Annotated in this window: 14 protein-coding genes and 1 pseudogene; 3 read left to right on the top strand and 12 right to left on the bottom strand. The window is 62.1% G+C overall.

Annotated features, from left to right (window positions below; translation table 11 throughout):
- Nucleotides 1-124: 124 nt before the first annotated feature.
- A complete protein-coding gene (locus ACWKWE_RS02000) occupies nucleotides 125-772 on the bottom strand; it encodes a LysE family translocator (RefSeq protein WP_483849448.1) in 648 nt (215 codons plus the stop codon).
- Between the two features lie 69 nt (nucleotides 773-841).
- A complete protein-coding gene (locus ACWKWE_RS01995) occupies nucleotides 842-1,282 on the bottom strand; it encodes a carboxymuconolactone decarboxylase family protein (protein ID WP_483849447.1) in 441 nt (146 codons plus the stop codon).
- Nucleotides 1,283-1,486: 204 nt separating this feature from the next.
- On the opposite strand from ACWKWE_RS01995, the pseudogene pdxR reads away from it, so the two are divergent.
- A pseudogene (gene pdxR, locus ACWKWE_RS01990) lies at nucleotides 1,487-2,919 on the top strand (MocR-like pyridoxine biosynthesis transcription factor PdxR).
- Between the two features lie 12 nt (nucleotides 2,920-2,931).
- Here the strand turns inward: pdxR and ACWKWE_RS01985 are convergent.
- On the bottom strand, nucleotides 2,932-3,357 hold the full coding sequence (locus ACWKWE_RS01985; protein ID WP_483849446.1) for a carboxymuconolactone decarboxylase family protein: 426 nt from the start codon (nucleotides 3,355-3,357) through the stop codon (nucleotides 2,932-2,934).
- Nucleotides 3,358-3,881: 524 nt separating this feature from the next.
- Here ACWKWE_RS01985 and ACWKWE_RS01980 point away from each other — a divergent pair.
- Entirely contained in the window at nucleotides 3,882-5,465 is a 1,584-nt protein-coding gene (locus ACWKWE_RS01980) for an aldehyde dehydrogenase (NADP(+)) (protein WP_483849445.1), read from the top strand.
- 292 nt (nucleotides 5,466-5,757) lie between these two features.
- On the top strand, nucleotides 5,758-6,099 hold the full coding sequence (locus ACWKWE_RS01975; RefSeq protein ID WP_166598088.1) for an FKBP-type peptidyl-prolyl cis-trans isomerase: 342 nt from the start codon (nucleotides 5,758-5,760) through the stop codon (nucleotides 6,097-6,099).
- A gap of 134 nt (nucleotides 6,100-6,233) precedes the next feature.
- On the opposite strand, the gene ACWKWE_RS01970 is transcribed toward ACWKWE_RS01975, so the two are convergent.
- From ACWKWE_RS01970 to ACWKWE_RS01930, 9 genes are all read right to left on the bottom strand, one after another.
- A complete protein-coding gene (locus ACWKWE_RS01970) occupies nucleotides 6,234-8,627 on the bottom strand; it encodes a response regulator (protein WP_483849444.1) in 2,394 nt (797 codons plus the stop codon).
- Between the two features lie 79 nt (nucleotides 8,628-8,706).
- Nucleotides 8,707-9,168 carry a response regulator gene (locus ACWKWE_RS01965; RefSeq protein ID WP_483849443.1) on the bottom strand — a complete coding sequence of 154 codons (462 nt, stop codon included), beginning with the start codon at nucleotides 9,166-9,168 and terminating at the stop codon, nucleotides 8,707-8,709.
- 19 nt (nucleotides 9,169-9,187) lie between these two features.
- Entirely contained in the window at nucleotides 9,188-11,443 is a 2,256-nt protein-coding gene (locus tag ACWKWE_RS01960; protein ID WP_483849442.1) for an ATP-binding protein, read from the bottom strand.
- A 151-nt stretch (nucleotides 11,444-11,594) separates the two neighbouring features.
- Nucleotides 11,595-13,535 (bottom strand): response regulator, encoded by a 1,941-nt coding sequence (locus ACWKWE_RS01955; RefSeq protein ID WP_483849441.1) that lies wholly within the window; start codon nucleotides 13,533-13,535, stop codon nucleotides 11,595-11,597.
- Entirely contained in the window at nucleotides 13,525-14,400 is an 876-nt protein-coding gene (locus tag ACWKWE_RS01950; protein ID WP_483849440.1) for a sensor histidine kinase, read from the bottom strand. The genes ACWKWE_RS01955 and ACWKWE_RS01950 overlap by 11 nt, the downstream gene beginning before the upstream one ends.
- Nucleotides 14,393-15,406, bottom strand: a complete 1,014-nt coding sequence (locus ACWKWE_RS01945; protein ID WP_483849439.1) for an ATP-binding protein — start codon at nucleotides 15,404-15,406, stop codon at nucleotides 14,393-14,395. Before ACWKWE_RS01945 ends, ACWKWE_RS01950 begins: the two co-directional genes overlap by 8 nt.
- Nucleotides 15,397-15,801: an anti-sigma regulatory factor gene (locus ACWKWE_RS01940; RefSeq protein ID WP_166598081.1), complete on the bottom strand. Its 405-nt coding sequence runs from the start codon at nucleotides 15,799-15,801 to the stop codon at nucleotides 15,397-15,399. The genes ACWKWE_RS01945 and ACWKWE_RS01940 overlap by 10 nt, the downstream gene beginning before the upstream one ends.
- A complete protein-coding gene (locus tag ACWKWE_RS01935; RefSeq protein WP_062381930.1) occupies nucleotides 15,798-16,160 on the bottom strand; it encodes an STAS domain-containing protein in 363 nt (120 codons plus the stop codon). Before ACWKWE_RS01935 ends, ACWKWE_RS01940 begins: the two co-directional genes overlap by 4 nt.
- A gap of 4 nt (nucleotides 16,161-16,164) precedes the next feature.
- A complete protein-coding gene (locus ACWKWE_RS01930; RefSeq protein WP_341964336.1) occupies nucleotides 16,165-17,016 on the bottom strand; it encodes an STAS domain-containing protein in 852 nt (283 codons plus the stop codon).
- Between the last annotated feature and the right edge of the window lie 214 nt (nucleotides 17,017-17,230).

The following is a 17,230-nucleotide window of genomic DNA, read 5'->3' as shown; positions in this document are numbered from 1 at the left end:
AGGTCGTCCCACACGCTCAAACGCGCGGCTGGGGACGATCCTGTCTACGCCGTTGCTTATGTCTATGAGCGCCCATGGACGTAAACGTTCGGTGTTTGAAGAACAGATGGCGCCTCGGTTCGGCTTACCCCCGCGCCGCGTTGACGATGAATTCGTGATACCCGGACACGATCACGAACACAGCGAAGTAACAGAAGATCGCTGCCGACACCCAGTACGAGTATTTCAGCAGCCGATCCCCCAACAATCGCCCGCCATGGCTGGCCGCGAAGCAGATGAACACGCACCAGGCCACGCCCGCGCTGAAGAAACCGGACAGAAAAAACGCGGTGCTGAGGGAGCCGTGTCCGCCCGCCCGCGAGATCAGCGTCCCGCCCACTGCCGCGAACCAGAGGATGGCCGTGGGCGACGACACCGCAAGAAACACCCCTCGCGAAAACTCCCTCAACCCAGAGCGATTGTCCGCCTCCCCGGCCACGGCCAGGCCACCGTGGCTGGACAACGCGGCAATCACCATCTTCACCGCGAAGCCGATCAACAGCACCGAACCCCCGAGCCATAACCCCCAGCGCACCCATTCGTATTGCAACAGCACGGTCATGCCCGCCAGCGCCAGAATGGCGTAGAACAGATCACCGAAACAGGTGCCCAGCCCCAGCCAGAACCCTTGCAGATAGCCCCGTTGCATCGCCAGCGTGATCATCGCGATGTTGGCCACGCCAATGTCCAGGCACAACGAAAGGCTCAGCAAAAAGCCGCTGGTGAACTCCATGTGTGATATCCGTCCGGCTGCATTTGAAAGGGGGTAAAAAAAGCAGCGGGCAGGATAGCGGGTTTGCCCTCAAACCGCAGGCCCCTTGCGAAACCCCACGGCCATGCGATTCCAGCAGTTGATGGTGGCGATTCCCACCGTCAGGTCCACCCGTTCCCGCTCAGAAAAATGTGCGCACAACGCTTCGTACAACGCCGCCGGTGGCCCCTCCGGTGACAACAACGTTACCGCCTCACACCACGCCAGCGCCGCCCGCTCTCGCGGCGTGAACAGGTCCGACGTGCGCCAAACCGTCAGCGCATGCAGACGCTGCGGGCTTTCACCGTTCAGACGGGCGTCGGTGGCGTGCATGTCGGCGCAGAATGCACAGTCGTTGAGCTGCGAGACGCGTAGCTTGATCAGCTCCATCAGCGGTCTTTCAATGCAGAGTTCGAAATTGGCCGCTTCCAGCAGGATGAGCGCTTTGAGCGCTGCCGGGGATGCGGTGTAGTAGTCCAGACGAAGCGCCATGGGAGCTCACGGTTTCTCAATGATCACGGCCCCCAGCCTAAGGGGCGGCGCGGACGGACGCGACGTCCAATCCCGAAGGTTTTCACCGCACCATTGCGCATCGGTCAGGAGACCAATTGCCGGTTTTTTCGCTGCGCAGCTATACCGCTTCCTCGCCCACTGACTAGAATTCCGGATCGTGGACGCTGAGCCTGGGAGCTGTGCGTGGAACTTCACATCGTCATTCAAGGCCGCAAGGACCTGGCGAATCAGCTGTACCAGCAACTGCGCGACAGCATCGAATCCGGGCGCCTGGCCGCCGGGGTTCAACTGCCTCCGAGCCGCCTGCTCGCGGCGCAATTGGGATTGTCCCGCAAGACCATTTCCGACACTTATAGCCGGCTGACCTACGAAAACTTTCTGGTGGGCAAGATTGGCAGCGGGACCTTCGTCAACACCCTGAGCGCTCAACCCCAACGCAGCTCGACTCGCTCGGACCTCGCCAGTCAAAAGGTGGTGAGAAAGTGGCAGGACATCTCGCTGCCCCTGAGACACCCCACGCTGGAGGGCACGCTGCGGTGCGACTTCATTGGTGGCGCCACGGCCAAGACCCAATTCCCCCATGACGACTGGCGACGCTGCACCCAGACGCCTTGCGGCAGATGTCCCAGGCCCGGGGTTTCTACAGCCAGCCAGAAGGCGTCGCGCCGCTGCGTCACGCCATCGCCGGACACATCGCGTTTGCCCGTGGCGTGAAATGCAGCGCCGACGACGTGGTGGTGTGCAACGGCGCGCAGCAGGCGCTCGACCTGATTGCCCGCGTCTTGATCGAGCCCGGTTGCACCGTGGCCATGGAAGACCCCGGCTACACCCCGGCGCGGCTGCTGTTCGCGGCACAGGGCGCGAATGTGGTCAGCGTGCAGGTGGACGAGGAAGGCATCGTCGTCGACGGCATTCCCGAGGACGCCCATGTGATCTACGTCACCCCGTCTCACCAGATGCCCCTGGGCATGCCCATGAGTGCGGCGCGTCGGGAAGCCTTGCTGGAGAAGGCCAGCCGTATCGGCGCGATCATCATCGAGGACGATTACGACAGCGAATTTCGCTACGAAGGGCGCCCCACGGATTCGTTGCAGAGCATGGATCGGTTCGGCGTCGTGGCGTACGTCGGGACCTTTTCCAAAACCCTATTGCCAGAGCTGCGGTTGGGCTATGCGGTGCTGCCGAGCGCCATTCTGGAGGCCGTGATCAAGGCTAAACAGCTGACCGACTGGCACACCAGCACCCTGCCCCAATGGGCCTTGGCGAAATTCATCAGCGAGGGGTTGCTGAACAAGCACATCCGCCGCTGTCACGGGATCTATGCTGGGCGTCGCGAGCGGATACTGGCGCGTCTGGCGGGCGACCTGTCGCCCTGGCTGGAAGCGATTCCGTGCACGGCGGGCTTTCACATGGCAGTGATGTTCAAGGTGCCGATCAACCTGCGGCTGTTGGTGGAGTTGGCGCGCAAGGTCGAGATCGGGCTGTACCCGCTGACCGGTTTCTATCACAGCGCCCCAACCCGGGATGGCCTGATGCTGGGGTTCGGTGCCATCGAAACCCTCGACATCGACCCGGCGCTGGACCGGTTGCGGGATGTGCTGGGGCAGATTGCGTAGGACGCCCGGCCGTCAGCGGAAACACACTGTCAGCCGGTTCCAACTGTTTACGGTGGCAATCAACAACGTCAGGTCCACCCGTTCGGCTTCGCTGAAGCGCTGCGACAGTTGGTCATAATCGGCGTCGGGGGCGTGGCTCGCAGCGATTCGGGTGATGTACTCGGCCCAGTTCAACGCCGCCTGTTCGCGGTCGCTGAACAAGGGAGATTCACGCCACACCGCCACGGTGTAGAGCCTGCGCTCGGACTCTCCTTGCAGACTCGCCTCATGGGCGTAGCGATCCACCGATGCCGCGCACCCGTTGAGCTGCGAGACCCGCAGTTTCACCAACGCCACCAGCGACGCTTCCAGGGGCAAATGACTCACAGCCTGCTCCACGGCTTGCATGGCCTTCATGGCCGTGGGTGATGCCTGATGAATATCGGTTCGGGACGGCATGTCGATGCTCGGAATCGTGGGCAGATGGCGAGGTTATGCGTTGGACGCTGCGGGTAAAACGGCCAATTTGGTGAAAGCTCAGGGGGCCATTGTCGGCGGCGCCCGCAGGATCGCCGCGTTCGGCAAGCCCGCCTGCTACAGGGCACGACGGCGCGCCGGGATCTCGCGTCTGGCCTCGATCTTCTGTGGGAGCGAATTCATTCGCGAAAGGGCCGGTTCAGCCGCTACATCTCCACCGCCTGTCCCCCCTTTGTCGGAATGCAGCCCAGAATAAATCCGCTTCCACAGAGGTTTGCGGCGTGCTGCCATGCTGCGAACGACACAACCCATGCCGCTACCCTTGCGTGTCGGCATCCAACCGGAATCGCCCCTTCCCTTGCGGCCACAAAAATGCAGTTGTATGATGACTGTCAACTTGCGATGACCCGCCCGGCGTTATCGGCGGCACGCTTCACGCACTTTTACCGATTCCTCGTCAGACACCTTGTCCGACCGTTTCGACCCAACAATAACAGGAGAAGCAGATGCCTAATGTTCTCGGCCAGAACTTCATCGGCGGCGCCCGCAGCGGCCTCGGCGAAGCACGCCACAAGAGTCTGGATGCCACTACTGGCGAAGCCCTGCCTTACGCTTTCCATCAGGCCACGGACGGCGAAATCGACGCTGCCGCCCTCGCTGCCAAAGACGCTTTTCTCGACTACCGCCAGTTGAGCCCGGCTCGCCGCGCTGAGTTCCTCGACGCTATTGCCGACGAGCTGGATGCATTGGGCGATGACTTCGTCGCACTGGTCTGCCAGGAAACCGCGTTGCCTGCGGGTCGTATCCAGGGCGAGCGCGGCCGTACCAGCGGCCAGATGCGTCTGTTTGCCAAAGTCCTGCGTCGCGGCGACTTCCTCGGCGCACGTATTGACCAGGCCCTGCCGGATCGAAAACCGCTGCCTCGCGTCGACCTGCGCCAGCTGCGCATCGGCGTCGGACCGATTGCTGTCTTCGGTGCCAGCAACTTCCCGTTGGCCTTCTCCACTGCCGGCGGCGACACCGCTTCTGCATTGGCGGCCGGTTGCCCGGTGGTGGTCAAGGCCCACAGCGGCCACATGGCAACCGCTGACCTGGTCGGTCAGGCCATCGTGCGTGCCGCCGACAAAACCGGTATGCCGAAAGGTGTGTTCAACATGATCTTCGGCAGCGGCGTCGGCGAAGGTCTGGTCAAGCATCCGGCGATTCAGGGCGTGGGTTTCACCGGTTCGCTGCACGGCGGCACCGCCCTGTGCAAACTGGCCGCCGAGCGTCCACAGCCGATTCCGGTGTTTGCCGAAATGTCGAGCATCAACCCGGTGGTCTTGTTGCCTGGCGCTCTGACAGCCCGTGGCGCGACCATTGCCGGTGAGCTGGCGGCGTCCGTCGTGCTGGGCGCAGGCCAGTTCTGCACCAACCCGGGCGTGGTCATCGGCATTCGCTCCCCTGCCCTGACGGCGTTCACCGAACAGTTAAAAGAGCACATGGGTGGCCAGGCGCCACAGACCATGCTCAACGAAGGCGGCCTGCGCAGTTACGGCAAGGGCGTGCAGAAACTGCTGGCGCACCCGAGCGTCACGCACTTGGCGGGCAAACCGCAGGAAGGTCGTCAGGCGCAGCCGCAGCTGTTCAAGGCGGACGTGAGCATGCTGCTGAACGGTGACGAACTGCTGCAGGAAGAAGTCTTCGGCCCGACGACGCTGCTGATCGAAACGGCAGACGACGCCGAACTGAAAGCGGCGCTGCAAGCGTTGCGCGGCCAACTGACCGCCACGCTGATCGGTGAAACCGCTGACCTGCAGACATACCAATGGCTGGTGCCGGTGCTGGAAGAGAAAGTCGGCCGCATCCTGGTCAACGGCTACCCGACCGGTGTGGAAGTGTCCGACGCGATGGTCCATGGTGGCCCGTTCCCGGCTACTTCCGACGCACGGGGCACCTCCGTCGGCACCCTGGCGATCGACCGCTTCCTGCGTCCGGTCTGCTACCAGAACTATCCGGACAGCCTGCTCCCGGCTGCGCTGCAAAACGCCAACCCGCTGGGCCTCAAGCGCCTGGTGAACGGCGAGTGGAGCAGCGACGTCATCGCGTGATGATCGCTTGATCCGCTAAACGAAAACGGCGCGTCTCTCGCAGGACGCGCCGTTTTTTATGCCCCCCAAAGGGTCATCCGGGGGGAGTTGAACGCGTGTCCGCAAATCCGTCCTCTGTGGGAGCGAATTTATTCGCGAATAATCTTCCAGACGATAGACAGGTGTCGGATGTACCGCCCTCTCGCGAATGAATTCGCTCCCACAGTGAACCCCGTCGCGCTGATGAATATTGCCAGCCATGCCCCACGCCATTAGCATCGCCGCCTGCTTCGGTTTCCACGAGAAAGACACCATGAACGACGAACTCCAGATCATCGACCTGCAAGAAGGCACCGGCAAAGTGGCGGTCAAGGGGGCGCTGATCACCACGCAATACACCGGCACGCTGGAAGACGGCACCGTGTTCGATTCCTCCTGGGAACGGGGCAAGCCGTTTCAGTGCGTGATCGGCACAGGTCGAGTCATCAAGGGCTGGGACATCGGAATCATGGGGATGAAAGTCGGCGGCAAGCGCAAGTTGCGGGTGCCGTCCCGCTTGGGTTACGGCGAACGCAGCATGGGAGCGCACATCACGCCGCATTCGAATCTGATTTTCGAGATTGAATTGCTGGAAGTGCTGACACGGGAGGATTGAAACACACCGCACCAACGATCAATAACTTTTTACCTGACACGCCGCATGACCAGATTTTGCTGCCGCTTCGCGACAGATCGCGAGCAAGCTACGCTCCCACGGCCTGCGGCCAGAAGCAGGTCGCGGGTTGCGTTCTACGACGCCACGCCCGCCCCATTCTTCGTCAACACATTCGCCAACTTGCGCGCCAGTTCTTCTTCCTTGTAGGGCTTCTGCACGATCAGTTGCTGATCGACGTCAAGGATGTCGATGTCGGCGAACCCGGTGATGAACATGATCGGCAGCCCCGGATGGTCGCGCCTCACGATCTCGGCCAGTTCGGCGCCGGTCATGTTGGGCATGGCGAAGTCGGTCAGCACCAGCTCGATGCCGCTGTCGATTTTCTTCAGCGCTTCATCGCCATTTTCCGCTTCGACGACCGAATACCCCAGCGAACTGAGCATCATGGCGGTCACCGAGCGCACTTCGGGGTCGTCGTCCACCAGCAGGATCGTGCGATGCAGGTCGTCGGCGTCGGCGTGGCCCGGCATGTCGGACACGCTGACCATCGGTATCGCGGTACGAGCGATGCTCGGCAAGAACACTTTGATCGTGGTCCCGGCGTTTTCGGCGGTGTCGATGCTCACGCCACCTCCGGACTGCTTGGCGAAACCGAACACCTGCGCCAACCCCAAACCGGAGCCTTTGCCCACCGCCTTGGTGGTGAAGAACGGTTCGAAGGCCTTGGCCAGCACCTCTTCACTCATGCCACAACCGGAGTCGCTGACCGACAGCACCACGTAAGCGCCGGGGTCCGGGTCTTCGGGGCGTTGCGGCAAGCGGTAGACGATCTCGTTCCAGGTGCTCAGGCGCAATTGCCCGCCCTGAGCCATGGCGTCCCGGGCGTTGATCGCGAGGTTGAGGATGATCATCTCCGTCTGCGTCGGGTCCACCAGCGCACTCCACAGGTCATCCGCCAGTTCGGTCTCCACCCAGACACTGCCGCTCAAGGCCCGGGCCAACAACTCGCGCATGCCGCCAATGGTGTCGTTGAGGTTCAGCGCCACCGGCTCCAGCCGCTGACGGCGCGAGAACGACAGCAACTGGCTGGTGAGCTTGGCGCCCCGCTCGCCCGCCGAGCGAATGTTTTGCAGGCGTTGGGGCGATTTGGTGAACACGCCTTTTTCCAGGTCGCGGGCGAGGAAATTGGCGCTAGTGAGGATCACCGTCAGCAAATTATTGAAGTCATGGGCCACGCCCGCCGTCAACTGGCCCACCACCTCCAGACGTTGCATCTGCTGCAACGCCGCTTCGACCCGCTCGCGCTCACGAATCTGGTCACGCAAACGTTTGTTGGTGGCCGCCAGTTCATCGACCACCGCCCGTTCGCTGGTGATGTCCCGCACGGCGGCATACATCAGGCCCTCGTCAGGCACGATGGTCCAGGACAGCCAGCGGAAACTGCCGTCGGCGTGGCGCATGCGATTGACGAAACGGGTGGTGACATTGCCTTGGGCAACGCTGGCGGTCTCGCGCAAGGTCGCTTCGAGGTCGTCGAGGTGAATCAGCTCGCCCAGCGATTGCGCGTGAAAATCAGCGCGGGTCCAGCCCAGCGTCGCTTCCCAGGCAGGATTGAGCGCGATAGGCGTCATGTCGAAGCGCAACACGCCAAGCAATTCCCGGGACAGTTCCCAGGTGCGGTCGCGTTCACGGGTGCGCTGGACCACGCGCTCACCGAGAATTTCATTAAGCTGATGCAGCGCCTGCGTCGCCTGCTTGCGTTCGCTGATGTCCTGCATCACCCCGGTGAAACGCACGCATTTACCGTCTTCGAACAGCGAGCGACCGTTGGAAAACACCCAACGCTCGGTGTCTCCCTCGACCAGCAGGCGGTGTTCGATCTGGAAGCCGGTATCGGCGGCAAGGGCTGCCATGACCTTGCTTTGCAGCAGGTCGCGGTCATCGGGGTGGCAACGGGAAAACATGAACGCCATGCTCACCGGCGCGTCGGCCGGGACGTCGTAAAGCGCCTTGCAGCGCTCGTCCCACAGGAGGGTCTCGGTACGCGGGTCGTAGGTCCAGACGCCCATTTCCGCCGCTTCAATGGCCAGATGAGCACGGACCTCGGCATCCTGCAACGTCGCCTCGGCGCGCTGGCGTTTTTCCCGTTCGTGGACCTCGGAGACCGCACGAATCACGGCCTTGGGCAGCATTTTCAGGTTTTGCTTGAGCACGTAATCGATGGCGCCCATGCGCATCATCTCGACCGCGTGCTGTTCACCAAAGATGCCGGAAAGAAAAATGAAGGGCGTCTGCGGCGCAAGACGCAACGCGCTATTGAGCACTTCGGGCCCGGAGGAACCAGGCAGCAGGTAATCGCTCAGGATCAGGTCGAAACGGCGGACCAACAGTTCCCGCTCCACCTCCTGGTGGTTGTAGACCAGGGTGGCGTCGATTTTCAGCCCACTGCTTTCCAGCGTGAGCAAGGTCAGTTCGGCGTCGTGCGGACTGTCTTCAACCAGCAGCAGTTTGAGAAGCGATAGCGGCATGAATAGTCGTCGTGTATTGCGCAAAAAACCATCGCCGCCAGCATTTCGCGGGACAGATCAGGCCATGGGAACGGGTGAATCAAGACCCCGGACGGCGTGTCAGTCGCAGTGAGCCAGGCGGCGGCTCGTTGAGAACGGCCCAGAAAATCCCGAGATCAGAGATGGCTGAGACGAATTCCTTGAATTCGACCGGCTTGACCACGTAAGCGTTCACTCCCAACGCGTAGGCGCGTTGCAGATCGGGTTCTTCGCGGGACGAGGTCAGCATCACCACGGGAATGCTGCGCAAATCCTCGCTCTCACGGATGGCCTTGAGCACTTCAAGACCGTCGAGTTTCGGCAGCTTCAGGTCCAGCAGCAGCACAGCAGGATTGCCGGCGACGCGATCACTGTAGGCATTGCGGCGGAAGAGATAGTCCAGTGCCTCGGCGCCATCGCGCAGGACGATCACTTCGTTGGCCAACTGGGTGCGCTCCAGCGCGACGAGGGTCAACTCCAGATCGTTGGGGTTGTCTTCTACCAGAAGAATGGGTTTCAACATTGGGCGTCTCCTCGGACACTCAAAGGGTTACAGAGAGGCTGCGCTTGGGTAGCGCAAAATAGAATGTGGCGCCCTGCCGGAGCTCGCCGTGCGCCCAGACCGAACCGTCATGCCGTTCGATGATACGCCGCACGCTCGCCAGGCCGATCCCCGTGCCTTCGAATTCTTCCATCCGGTGCAGCCGCTGGAACACGCCGAACAGTTTGCTGGCGTATTGCATGTCGAAGCCCACACCGTTATCGCGGATGTACACCACGACTTTGTCGTCTTCTTCGTAGCTGCCGATCTCGATCACCGCCGCACTCTGGTTGCGGGTGTACTTGATGGCGTTGGACAGCAGGTTGCGCATCGCGAGATGCAGGAACGCCGCGTCGGCGATCACGACCGGCAAGGGCTCGGGAACGTGCCATTGCAGGTCACGGTCCTGGTAATCCGGCAGCATCTCGCGGCGGATCGCGTCGACCATCGCGTTCAGATCGACTTCCGAATAGCGCATCGCCGAACGGCCCATCTGCGAAAAGCTCAGCAGGTTGTCCACCAGCGTCCCGGCAAACCGCGCGGACTCACCGATGTTTTCCAGAAACCGCACGCCCCGCTCGGACAGCTTGCTGCCTTCGATGTCGCCCAGCAGCTCGGCGTACCCGGCGATATGCCGAAGCGGTGCCCGCAGGTCATGGGAAACGCTGTAGGAGAAGGCTTCGAGTTCCTTGTTGGACTTTTTCAGTTCGTCCGCAAGTGCCGCCATTTCTTCGGCTTTTCGCAGCACGATGCCGAGCACGGCGGCCCGCAGTTCGACGACGCCTTCGGTGTCCAGCTCATCCCATGGACGGGAGAAGCCGCGCACGGTTTCCTGCCAGAGCGCAAAGCTGTGACGAGGGCTCAAGGAGCCGCTGTCGCTGACGGATTTTTCCGGTTTGCCCGCCCAGTTCACCACGCGGGTCTGTTCAGGGCGGAACCAGATAATGTAGTTCGAATGCAGCTCGGAAATCGCCATGGCCAGCACGCCGCTCACCGACTCGGCGAGTTTCGGCAGCTCTGGAATATCACGTCCGACATTGTCCGACTGGAACACGTCGTGGGTGCCGCGCTTGCTCAGCCATTGGGTCAGGGCCTGGATCTGTTCGCGTTTCGGGGTTTCGCCGTAGACGTCCAGCGTCGATTCGGAAATCACCGCGGCCCCGCTCGCCTCGACGAACGCCAGCAGCACATCGGGCATGGCGCGCAAGCCGCCGATGACGCTGTCCAGATCGGCCATGGCCGCCAGCATCTGCACGATCTGCCGACGCAGAATGAGCATGCGTTGGTTCTTCGCCTGGGCCTCTTTGGTTTCGATCTGCAGGGACAGCACGCTGCCGAGCAATTCGCAGGCGGTGCGGGTCTGGAAACTCACGGCGCGAGGAGTCAAATGGTGACAGGAAATCAGGCCCCACAACTGGCCACGCACAACGATGGAAATCGACATCGACGCCAGTGTCTGCATGTTGCGCATGTACTGCAAATGCACTGGCGAGACGCTGCGCAACGTGGCAAAACTCAAATCCAGCGGCGCACCGGTGACGGGGTTGTTGACCGGCACGAGCGGCGACGCTTGATAGTCGGCGTCTTCGATCACGCGAATGCGGTTGGCCAGGTACAACGCCCGCGCCTGAGCGGGAATGTCAGTGCCTGGAAAGCTCAGCCCGAGGTAGCTCGGGTAGCCTTCATCGGCGACTTCGGCATTGACCAGCCCGTTACCGTCGGCATCGAATCGGTAGACCTTGACCCGACCAAAACCGGTGATGCGCTTGACCTCTGATACCGAACGCAGGCTCAGCGCTTCGATGGTCTCGGTCTCTTCCATCTGGCTGATGAACGTGCGCATCAGCGGATAGACGTTGCCGTAGGCAGAGCCCATGTCGCTCGCAGGTTCGAATTCGGCGATCAGCACCCGGTCGTGGCGGTGCACCATCATGGCCGTCGGCTTGCCGGCACGGGAGCCTTCAAGGAAGGACACATCACCGACATGGAACGGGTTCTGGTCGTCTTCAGGCAGTGCGGCCAACCGGTCCAGCAGGCTCGGGCAATCATCGAAGATGCGGGGCAACGCCATGCCAATCAGGGATTCAGGCGCCATGCCCAGCCACGTGCTGACATTGGCGCTGACCTGAACGATGGTCATCGCCGCTTCGTCGATCACCAGCAGAAAGCCCTGGGGCTGAATGCTGCCAGGAATCTGGATGGGTTCACGGGCGCAGTTGTCGATTGCGCTCTGGTGAAGTTCCGGACTAAGGGTCAAAACAGGTTCTCCTTCACCTTCCGCACAGATGCTCGACGAAGGTGGGCGCCAAACGGATAGCGTCTGACACTCAAATGAATTGGCGTAAACAGTAACAAAAATCTACACCGCATTGGTCGCTCGTTGCGAAAAACGGTGAAAAAACAACGCTTCACCCGTCCAGCATCGACCTCACTTTGCCGAGGAAGTCCACCAACTGAAACGGCTTGGTGATCATGTCCATGCCGTCTCCCAGGAAATGCTGCCGGTTCAGCGCATTCTCCGCATACCCCGTCATGAACAGCACCGGCACATTCGGCCTCCAACTGCGCAGCCGTTGAGCCAGCTCACGGCCATTCATCTGTGGCATGCCGACGTCAGTCAGCAGCAGGTCGATGGACGGGTCGTGTTCAAGCAATTGCAGCGCCGTGGCAACGTCTGCCGCCTGTGTGCAGCGATACCCGGCGTCGCTGAGGATTTCGTTGACGAACATGCGCACCGACGCCGTGTCCTCGACGATAAGGACATGCTCCCCTGCGCCGAGTTCGGCGTTCTCGACGACCGCCGCCGGCTCCACGGTCTGATTCATCGCAGCGGGCAACATGAGCGTCACTTCGGTTCCGTGGCCGACCACGCTGCGAATATTGACGTCGCCGCCGGACTGCCGGGCAAAACCGTAAATAGTGGACAGCCCCAACCCGGTGCCCTCGCCGATGGGTTTAGTGGTGAAGAACGGATCGAACACCTTGTCGACCAGGTGGTGTTCGATACCCACGCCGTCATCGCGCACGGTCAGCGCGATGTAGGGCCCATCCGCCAGGCGCGAATTGCCTTGGGAATAGGCCTCGTAGGTACTGATCCAGACGTTGCCGCCTTCCGGCAAGGCATCCCGGGCGTTGATCACCAAGTTCAGCACCGCGCTTTCGAGCTGCCCGGCATCGACCATCGCGACGGCACCGCGTGACGTCAGTTCAAGGGTCAGGCCGATGCGCTTGCCGATGGTCCGGCTGAGCAAGTCTTCGAGGGAGCGAACGTACTGATTGACGTCCGTCGGGCGCGTGTCGAGAGGTTGCTGGCGAGCGAAGGCCAACAGCCGATGGGTCAGGCTCGCCGCGCTTTTTGCCGAAGCCAGCGCGGCGTCGGCATAGGTCAGGACTTTTTCGGGACGCTGGTCCTCGGTGCGCTTCTTGATCAGTTCCAGGCCGGTGACGATGCCCGTCAGCAGGTTGTTGAAGTCGTGGGCGATGCCGCCGGTGAGCTTGCCGATGGCATCCATTTTCTGTGCTTGCAGCAGTTGCGCTTCGGTGCGGGCACGCTCGGCCACTTCGTGGGCCAATTGCGTGCTGACCGTGTCGAGTTTTTGCAGGTGCGACTGCTCGCGACGCCGGTGTTCGGTCACGTCTTCGATAAACACCAGGCTCAAGCCTTCGACGCGGTACGGCGACACTTGCCACTCGGTCTCGCGCACATCGCCCTGCACGCGCATGCTCAGCACGCCTTTCCAGCGCTCATCGGCATTCAGCGCGTCCCGCAGTCCGGCGATGGCCTGATCCTGATCGTCGGCGAAGCAGCTCAGCACGGCGTTTTGCGCCGAGCCGGTGGCGATCAAACGGGCGAATGCGTGGTTGCATTCGTGGACCTTCAGCTCGCCATCCATGACCGCAATGGGGGCCGAGACGTTGACAAAAATCTCGCGAAAACGGTCTTCGCTGTCACGCAGGGCAAATTCGGTGTCGCGCACCCGCAATAGCGTGCGCAGGGTCGCCAGCAGCACGTCCGGGTCCACCGGGTGGACGAGATAGGCGTCTGCCCCAGCTTCCAGCCCGGTGACGATATCGCCGGTCTGGATCGACGCTGCGGACACGTGCACCACCGGCAGCAACGCGGTGCGCGCCTCGCTGCGCAACTGTCGCACGATGTCGAAGCCGCTCATGTCCGGCAGGTTGACGTCGAGGATCAGCGCGTCCGGCACCTGGGCGGCGATCAGCGCCAGGCCTTCGGTGCCGGTGCCCGCCTCCGCCACGATAAAACCTTGTCGCTCCATGCGTCGGCGCAAGGCGTAGCGGGTCGCGGCGTTGTCGTCGACGATCAACAGCCGGGTGTCAGCTTTCATCGCCGTGCTCCTGCGCCAGCGCCAACGGGATCACCACATAGAACGTCGAACCCACGCCCGGCTGGCTTTCCAGCCCCACGCGGCCGCCCAACAGCTCGGCAAACCGTTTGCACAGCGACAACCCCAGGCCGGTGCCACGCAAGCGTTTTTGCAACGGTGAATCGACCTGGGCGAAGTCTTCGAACAACGCGCCGTGCAGCTCCGACGGAATGCCGATACCGGTGTCGGTCACGGCGAAGCGCACTTCCCGCTCGCTTTCGAGGCGGGCAGACACACGCACTTCACCACGCTGAGTGAACTTCAATGAATTGGAAATGAAATTGCGCAGGATCTGCGCGAGCTTCTTGTCGTCGGTGTACAGCCTTGGCAGACCTACCGGCTCCTCGAAAATCAGGTCCACCGCCGAGGTGTCGACGATGGGCCGGAACATGCCACGCAGCGCTGAAAACAGGTCGAACATGTCGAACCAGGCGGGGGAAATACTGATCCGTCCCGCCTCGATCTTCGCCAGGTCCAGCAAATCGTCGACCATGTCGCTCAGCTCGCGGGCGGCCGTGCTGACGAAGGTCACTTGTTTGTGCTGTTCCGGGCTAAGGGGGCCGTCGAGTTCGTCGCTCAGCAGGCTCGCGATGCTCAGGATCGATCCCAGCGGCGTGCGGAACTCGTGGCTCATGTACGACAGAAAGCGGCTTTTCAGATCGGAGGCTTGGCGCAGTTGCTCGGCCTGGGTGTCCAGTTCGGCGTACAGGGCGAGCACGCCCTGATTGGTCTCATCCAGTTCAGCACGCAACGCGGCGGCCTCGTCGCGCACTTGCTTCAGTTCCGCTGACTCTTCGGGAGCGCCGTGGGCAGGGTTGTCAATCATCGAGCGTCTCCAGAGCCATCACCAATACCGTTACGTCATCCCTGCCGCGGCAGAAATCGCGGTGCAGCACCGCCGCGATAATGGCCGGGTGTCGATACATCAGACCCGGATAATCGCGAAGATTCCAACGCGATTGCAGGCCGTCGCTGTACATGATCAAAAGCTGTCCGGCGCTTTGAGGGTAGCCCACCGGCGGCACCTTCCGGTATTGCAGCCCGACGATGCCGGGGTGCGACGCCAGCCCTCGCGGTTTGTCCTCGCCAATCAGCGTCGCGCCGATGTTGCCGATGCCAATGAAGCGCAGACGGTCCTGTGCTCCATCGAATTGCGCGATCGCAATGGCCCCGCCACGGGTTCCGCGCATCTCGTGGTGAATCTCCTCAAGCAGCAGGGTCGGATCGGCAAACGGTTCGCGGCCAAATGCGAGGGTACCCGCCTTCGCCGCGCTTTCAGCCTCCGGGCCGTGGCCAAGGCCATCGATCACCAGAACGCTGAGCTGCTGCCCTGTGATCGCCACTTCCCAGGCATCGCCACAGGCCGGGTCGTCGTGCAGCGAATGTTGGGAGACGCCGAGCCGCACGTCCTTGACGGTCGCCTGACGCGGGTAGAACCGGGTAAGCACCACTGTGCCCCGGTTATCCGAATGCACATCGAACACCTGAGCCTGACGCAGCATGGCGCCGAGGCCGATGCCTTGGGTGCCCCGGGTGGAAAAGCCGTCGGCCATGCAATCGTCCAGGTCGAAGCCTTGCCCTCGGTCGATGGCGATGACTTCGACACCCGGCACAGCACCCGGCAGCGCACGCAGGTGCAGCTCGCCGTTGCTGGCGTGCTTTAGGATATTGCTGGCAACTTCCGTGACGACCAGCGCCACGCGACCGGAATCCGTGGCGTCGAAGCCCAGCTGTTCGGCGAGTTTTTGCGCGATGCGCCGCGCGTGCCCCACCTGACTCGTGTCTTCGATCGCCAACACGCGGGTCAGGCTGCTGTGCAGCCTCAGGTCCATTTACAGATCATCACCCGAGTGCCCGCGCCGGGCGCCGTGTCCAGCTCGAAATCGTCCACCAACCGTTTGGCGCCGGTCAGCCCGAGGCCAAGGCCACCGCCCGACGTCCAGCCGTCGGTCATCGCCAGTTTCAGGTCGGGAATGCCGGGGCCTTCGTCGCGAAAGGTCAACCTCAGGCCGGTGCGGGCGCCGTCTTCGACGATCTCCCAGTCCATGTCGCCGCCACCGCCGTAGACCATGGTGTTGCGCGCCAGCTCGCTGACCGCCGTTACCAGTTTGGTCAGGTCGATCAGGCGCATGCCGCATTCCTGCGCCAGCTTGCGCGCCAGTTGCCGCGCCAGCACCACATCCTGTTCGATCTGAATGCCTTGGGTGCCGCTGCTGCGCACGCTCATTGGGAATAAGCCCGCTCGCGCAACAGCGTCATGCCGCGCTCGACGTTGAGCGCCGTGCTCACACCCGGCAAGGTCATGCCCAGTTCCACCAGCGTGATCGCCACCGCAGGCTGCATGCCGACCAGCACGGTTTCGGCGTCCATGATGCGGGACAGGCCGGAAATCATGCCGATCATGCGGCCGATGAACGAATCGACCATGTCCAGCGCCGAGATGTCGATGAGCACGCCTCGGGCAGAGGTCTTGCTGATGCGCTCGGACAGGTCGTCCTGGAGCGTCAGCGCCAATTGGTCGTGCATGTCCACTTGAATGGTGACCAGCAGGAAGTCACCCATTTGCAGAATCGGAATCCGCTCCATGGGCTTATACCGCCTTGGTGACGGTCAGGCCCAGACGGCGCAGGGCCAGCGCCAGCGCGTCGGCAAGGTTGGCCTTGGTGACCACGCCTTGCAGGTCCAGACCCAGATGGACGATGGTCTGGGCGATCTGCGGACGCACGCCGCTGATGATGCAATCGGCGCCCATCAAGCGAATCGCGGTCACGGTTTTCAGCAGGTGCTGGGCGACCAGGGTGTCGACGGTCGGCACGCCGGTGATGTCGATGATCGCGATTTCGGAACCGGTGTCGACGATGCGTTGCAGCAGGGACTCCATGACCACTTGGGTGCGCTGGGAATCCAGAGTGCCGATCATCGGCAGGGCGAGCACGCCGTCCCAGAGTTTGACCACAGGGGTGGACAGCTCCAGCAATTCTTCTTGCTGACGCTTGATCACCGACTCGCGGGATTTCTGATAGGTGCGGATGGTGTGCATGCCCAGCACGTCCAGCAGTTGCGAGATTTCCCAGAGTTGTTCGGCCAGCGCGACCGGGCTGTCGGCGTATTGCTTTTGCAGCAGCGTGAACACGGGGCCTTTGAGAGCAAAAATAAAACTGGCCGTCTGCTGGGAATCCTGCCCGGCCAACGCGCGCTGGTGGGACAGTTTTTCGAGGAACTGACGGGCTTCGTCCCAATCAGCCGTGGTGATGTTCTGCGAGCCGCCCTTTTCCAGCACGGCGATGAGAAGGCGCAAAAACTCTTTGGTCTGCTGGTCGACATCGTCCGCTTTCAGATTGCGCGTAGCGCCGCTCGTCTCCAGATCGGCGCGCCAGCTGGAAGCCAGCTCGGCTTCGGCGCGTTTTAGAGAATCCACGGTGGTTTGCTGCAGTACTGCCATGAGGTTGGCTCCTGAAGGTGCGCTCGTCGGGTCCGATAGAGTGAGGACACGACGACGGGCGGACACACGAAAATGAGTCAGGCGCGGATTCGGCAATCGAATCGGGGCCTAACTGGTTCAATATAAAGCGCTTTTACTACGGCGAGCGGGTGCGACGAATAACCCGCCGCCCGCTTGGTGTCAAGGTAACATCACCGTACACGAAAGGTTCCGT

The organism is Pseudomonas salicis (genome assembly GCF_057128705.1).
The sequence above is the reverse complement of the archived record's forward strand: the minus strand, read 5'-3'. Positions and strand labels throughout refer to the sequence as shown.

Bases quoted from the DNA above. Each gene is read 5' to 3' on its own strand.
- ACWKWE_RS01935 (WP_062381930.1), bottom strand. From the start codon at position 16,160: ATGGAGCGGATTCCGATTCTGCAAATGGGTGACTTCCTGCTGGTCACC.
- ACWKWE_RS01955 (WP_483849441.1), bottom strand. From the start codon at position 13,535: ATGAAAGCTGACACCCGGCTGTTGATCGTCGACGACAACGCCGCGACC.
- ACWKWE_RS01975 (WP_166598088.1), top strand. From the start codon at position 5,758: ATGAACGACGAACTCCAGATCATCGACCTGCAAGAAGGCACCGGCAAA.
- ACWKWE_RS01995 (WP_483849447.1), bottom strand. From the start codon at position 1,282: ATGGCGCTTCGTCTGGACTACTACACCGCATCCCCGGCAGCGCTCAAA.
- ACWKWE_RS02000 (WP_483849448.1), bottom strand. From the start codon at position 772: ATGGAGTTCACCAGCGGCTTTTTGCTGAGCCTTTCGTTGTGCCTGGAC.
- ACWKWE_RS01980 (WP_483849445.1), top strand. From the start codon at position 3,882: ATGCCTAATGTTCTCGGCCAGAACTTCATCGGCGGCGCCCGCAGCGGC.
- ACWKWE_RS01940 (WP_166598081.1), bottom strand. From the start codon at position 15,801: ATGAGCGTGCGCAGCAGCGGCACCCAAGGCATTCAGATCGAACAGGAT.
- ACWKWE_RS01970 (WP_483849444.1), bottom strand. From the start codon at position 8,627: ATGCCGCTATCGCTTCTCAAACTGCTGCTGGTTGAAGACAGTCCGCAC.
- ACWKWE_RS01965 (WP_483849443.1), bottom strand. From the start codon at position 9,168: ATGTTGAAACCCATTCTTCTGGTAGAAGACAACCCCAACGATCTGGAG.
- ACWKWE_RS01985 (WP_483849446.1), bottom strand. From the start codon at position 3,357: ATGCCGTCCCGAACCGATATTCATCAGGCATCACCCACGGCCATGAAG.
- ACWKWE_RS01945 (WP_483849439.1), bottom strand. From the start codon at position 15,406: ATGGACCTGAGGCTGCACAGCAGCCTGACCCGCGTGTTGGCGATCGAA.
- ACWKWE_RS01950 (WP_483849440.1), bottom strand. From the start codon at position 14,400: ATGATTGACAACCCTGCCCACGGCGCTCCCGAAGAGTCAGCGGAACTG.
- ACWKWE_RS01930 (WP_341964336.1), bottom strand. From the start codon at position 17,016: ATGGCAGTACTGCAGCAAACCACCGTGGATTCTCTAAAACGCGCCGAA.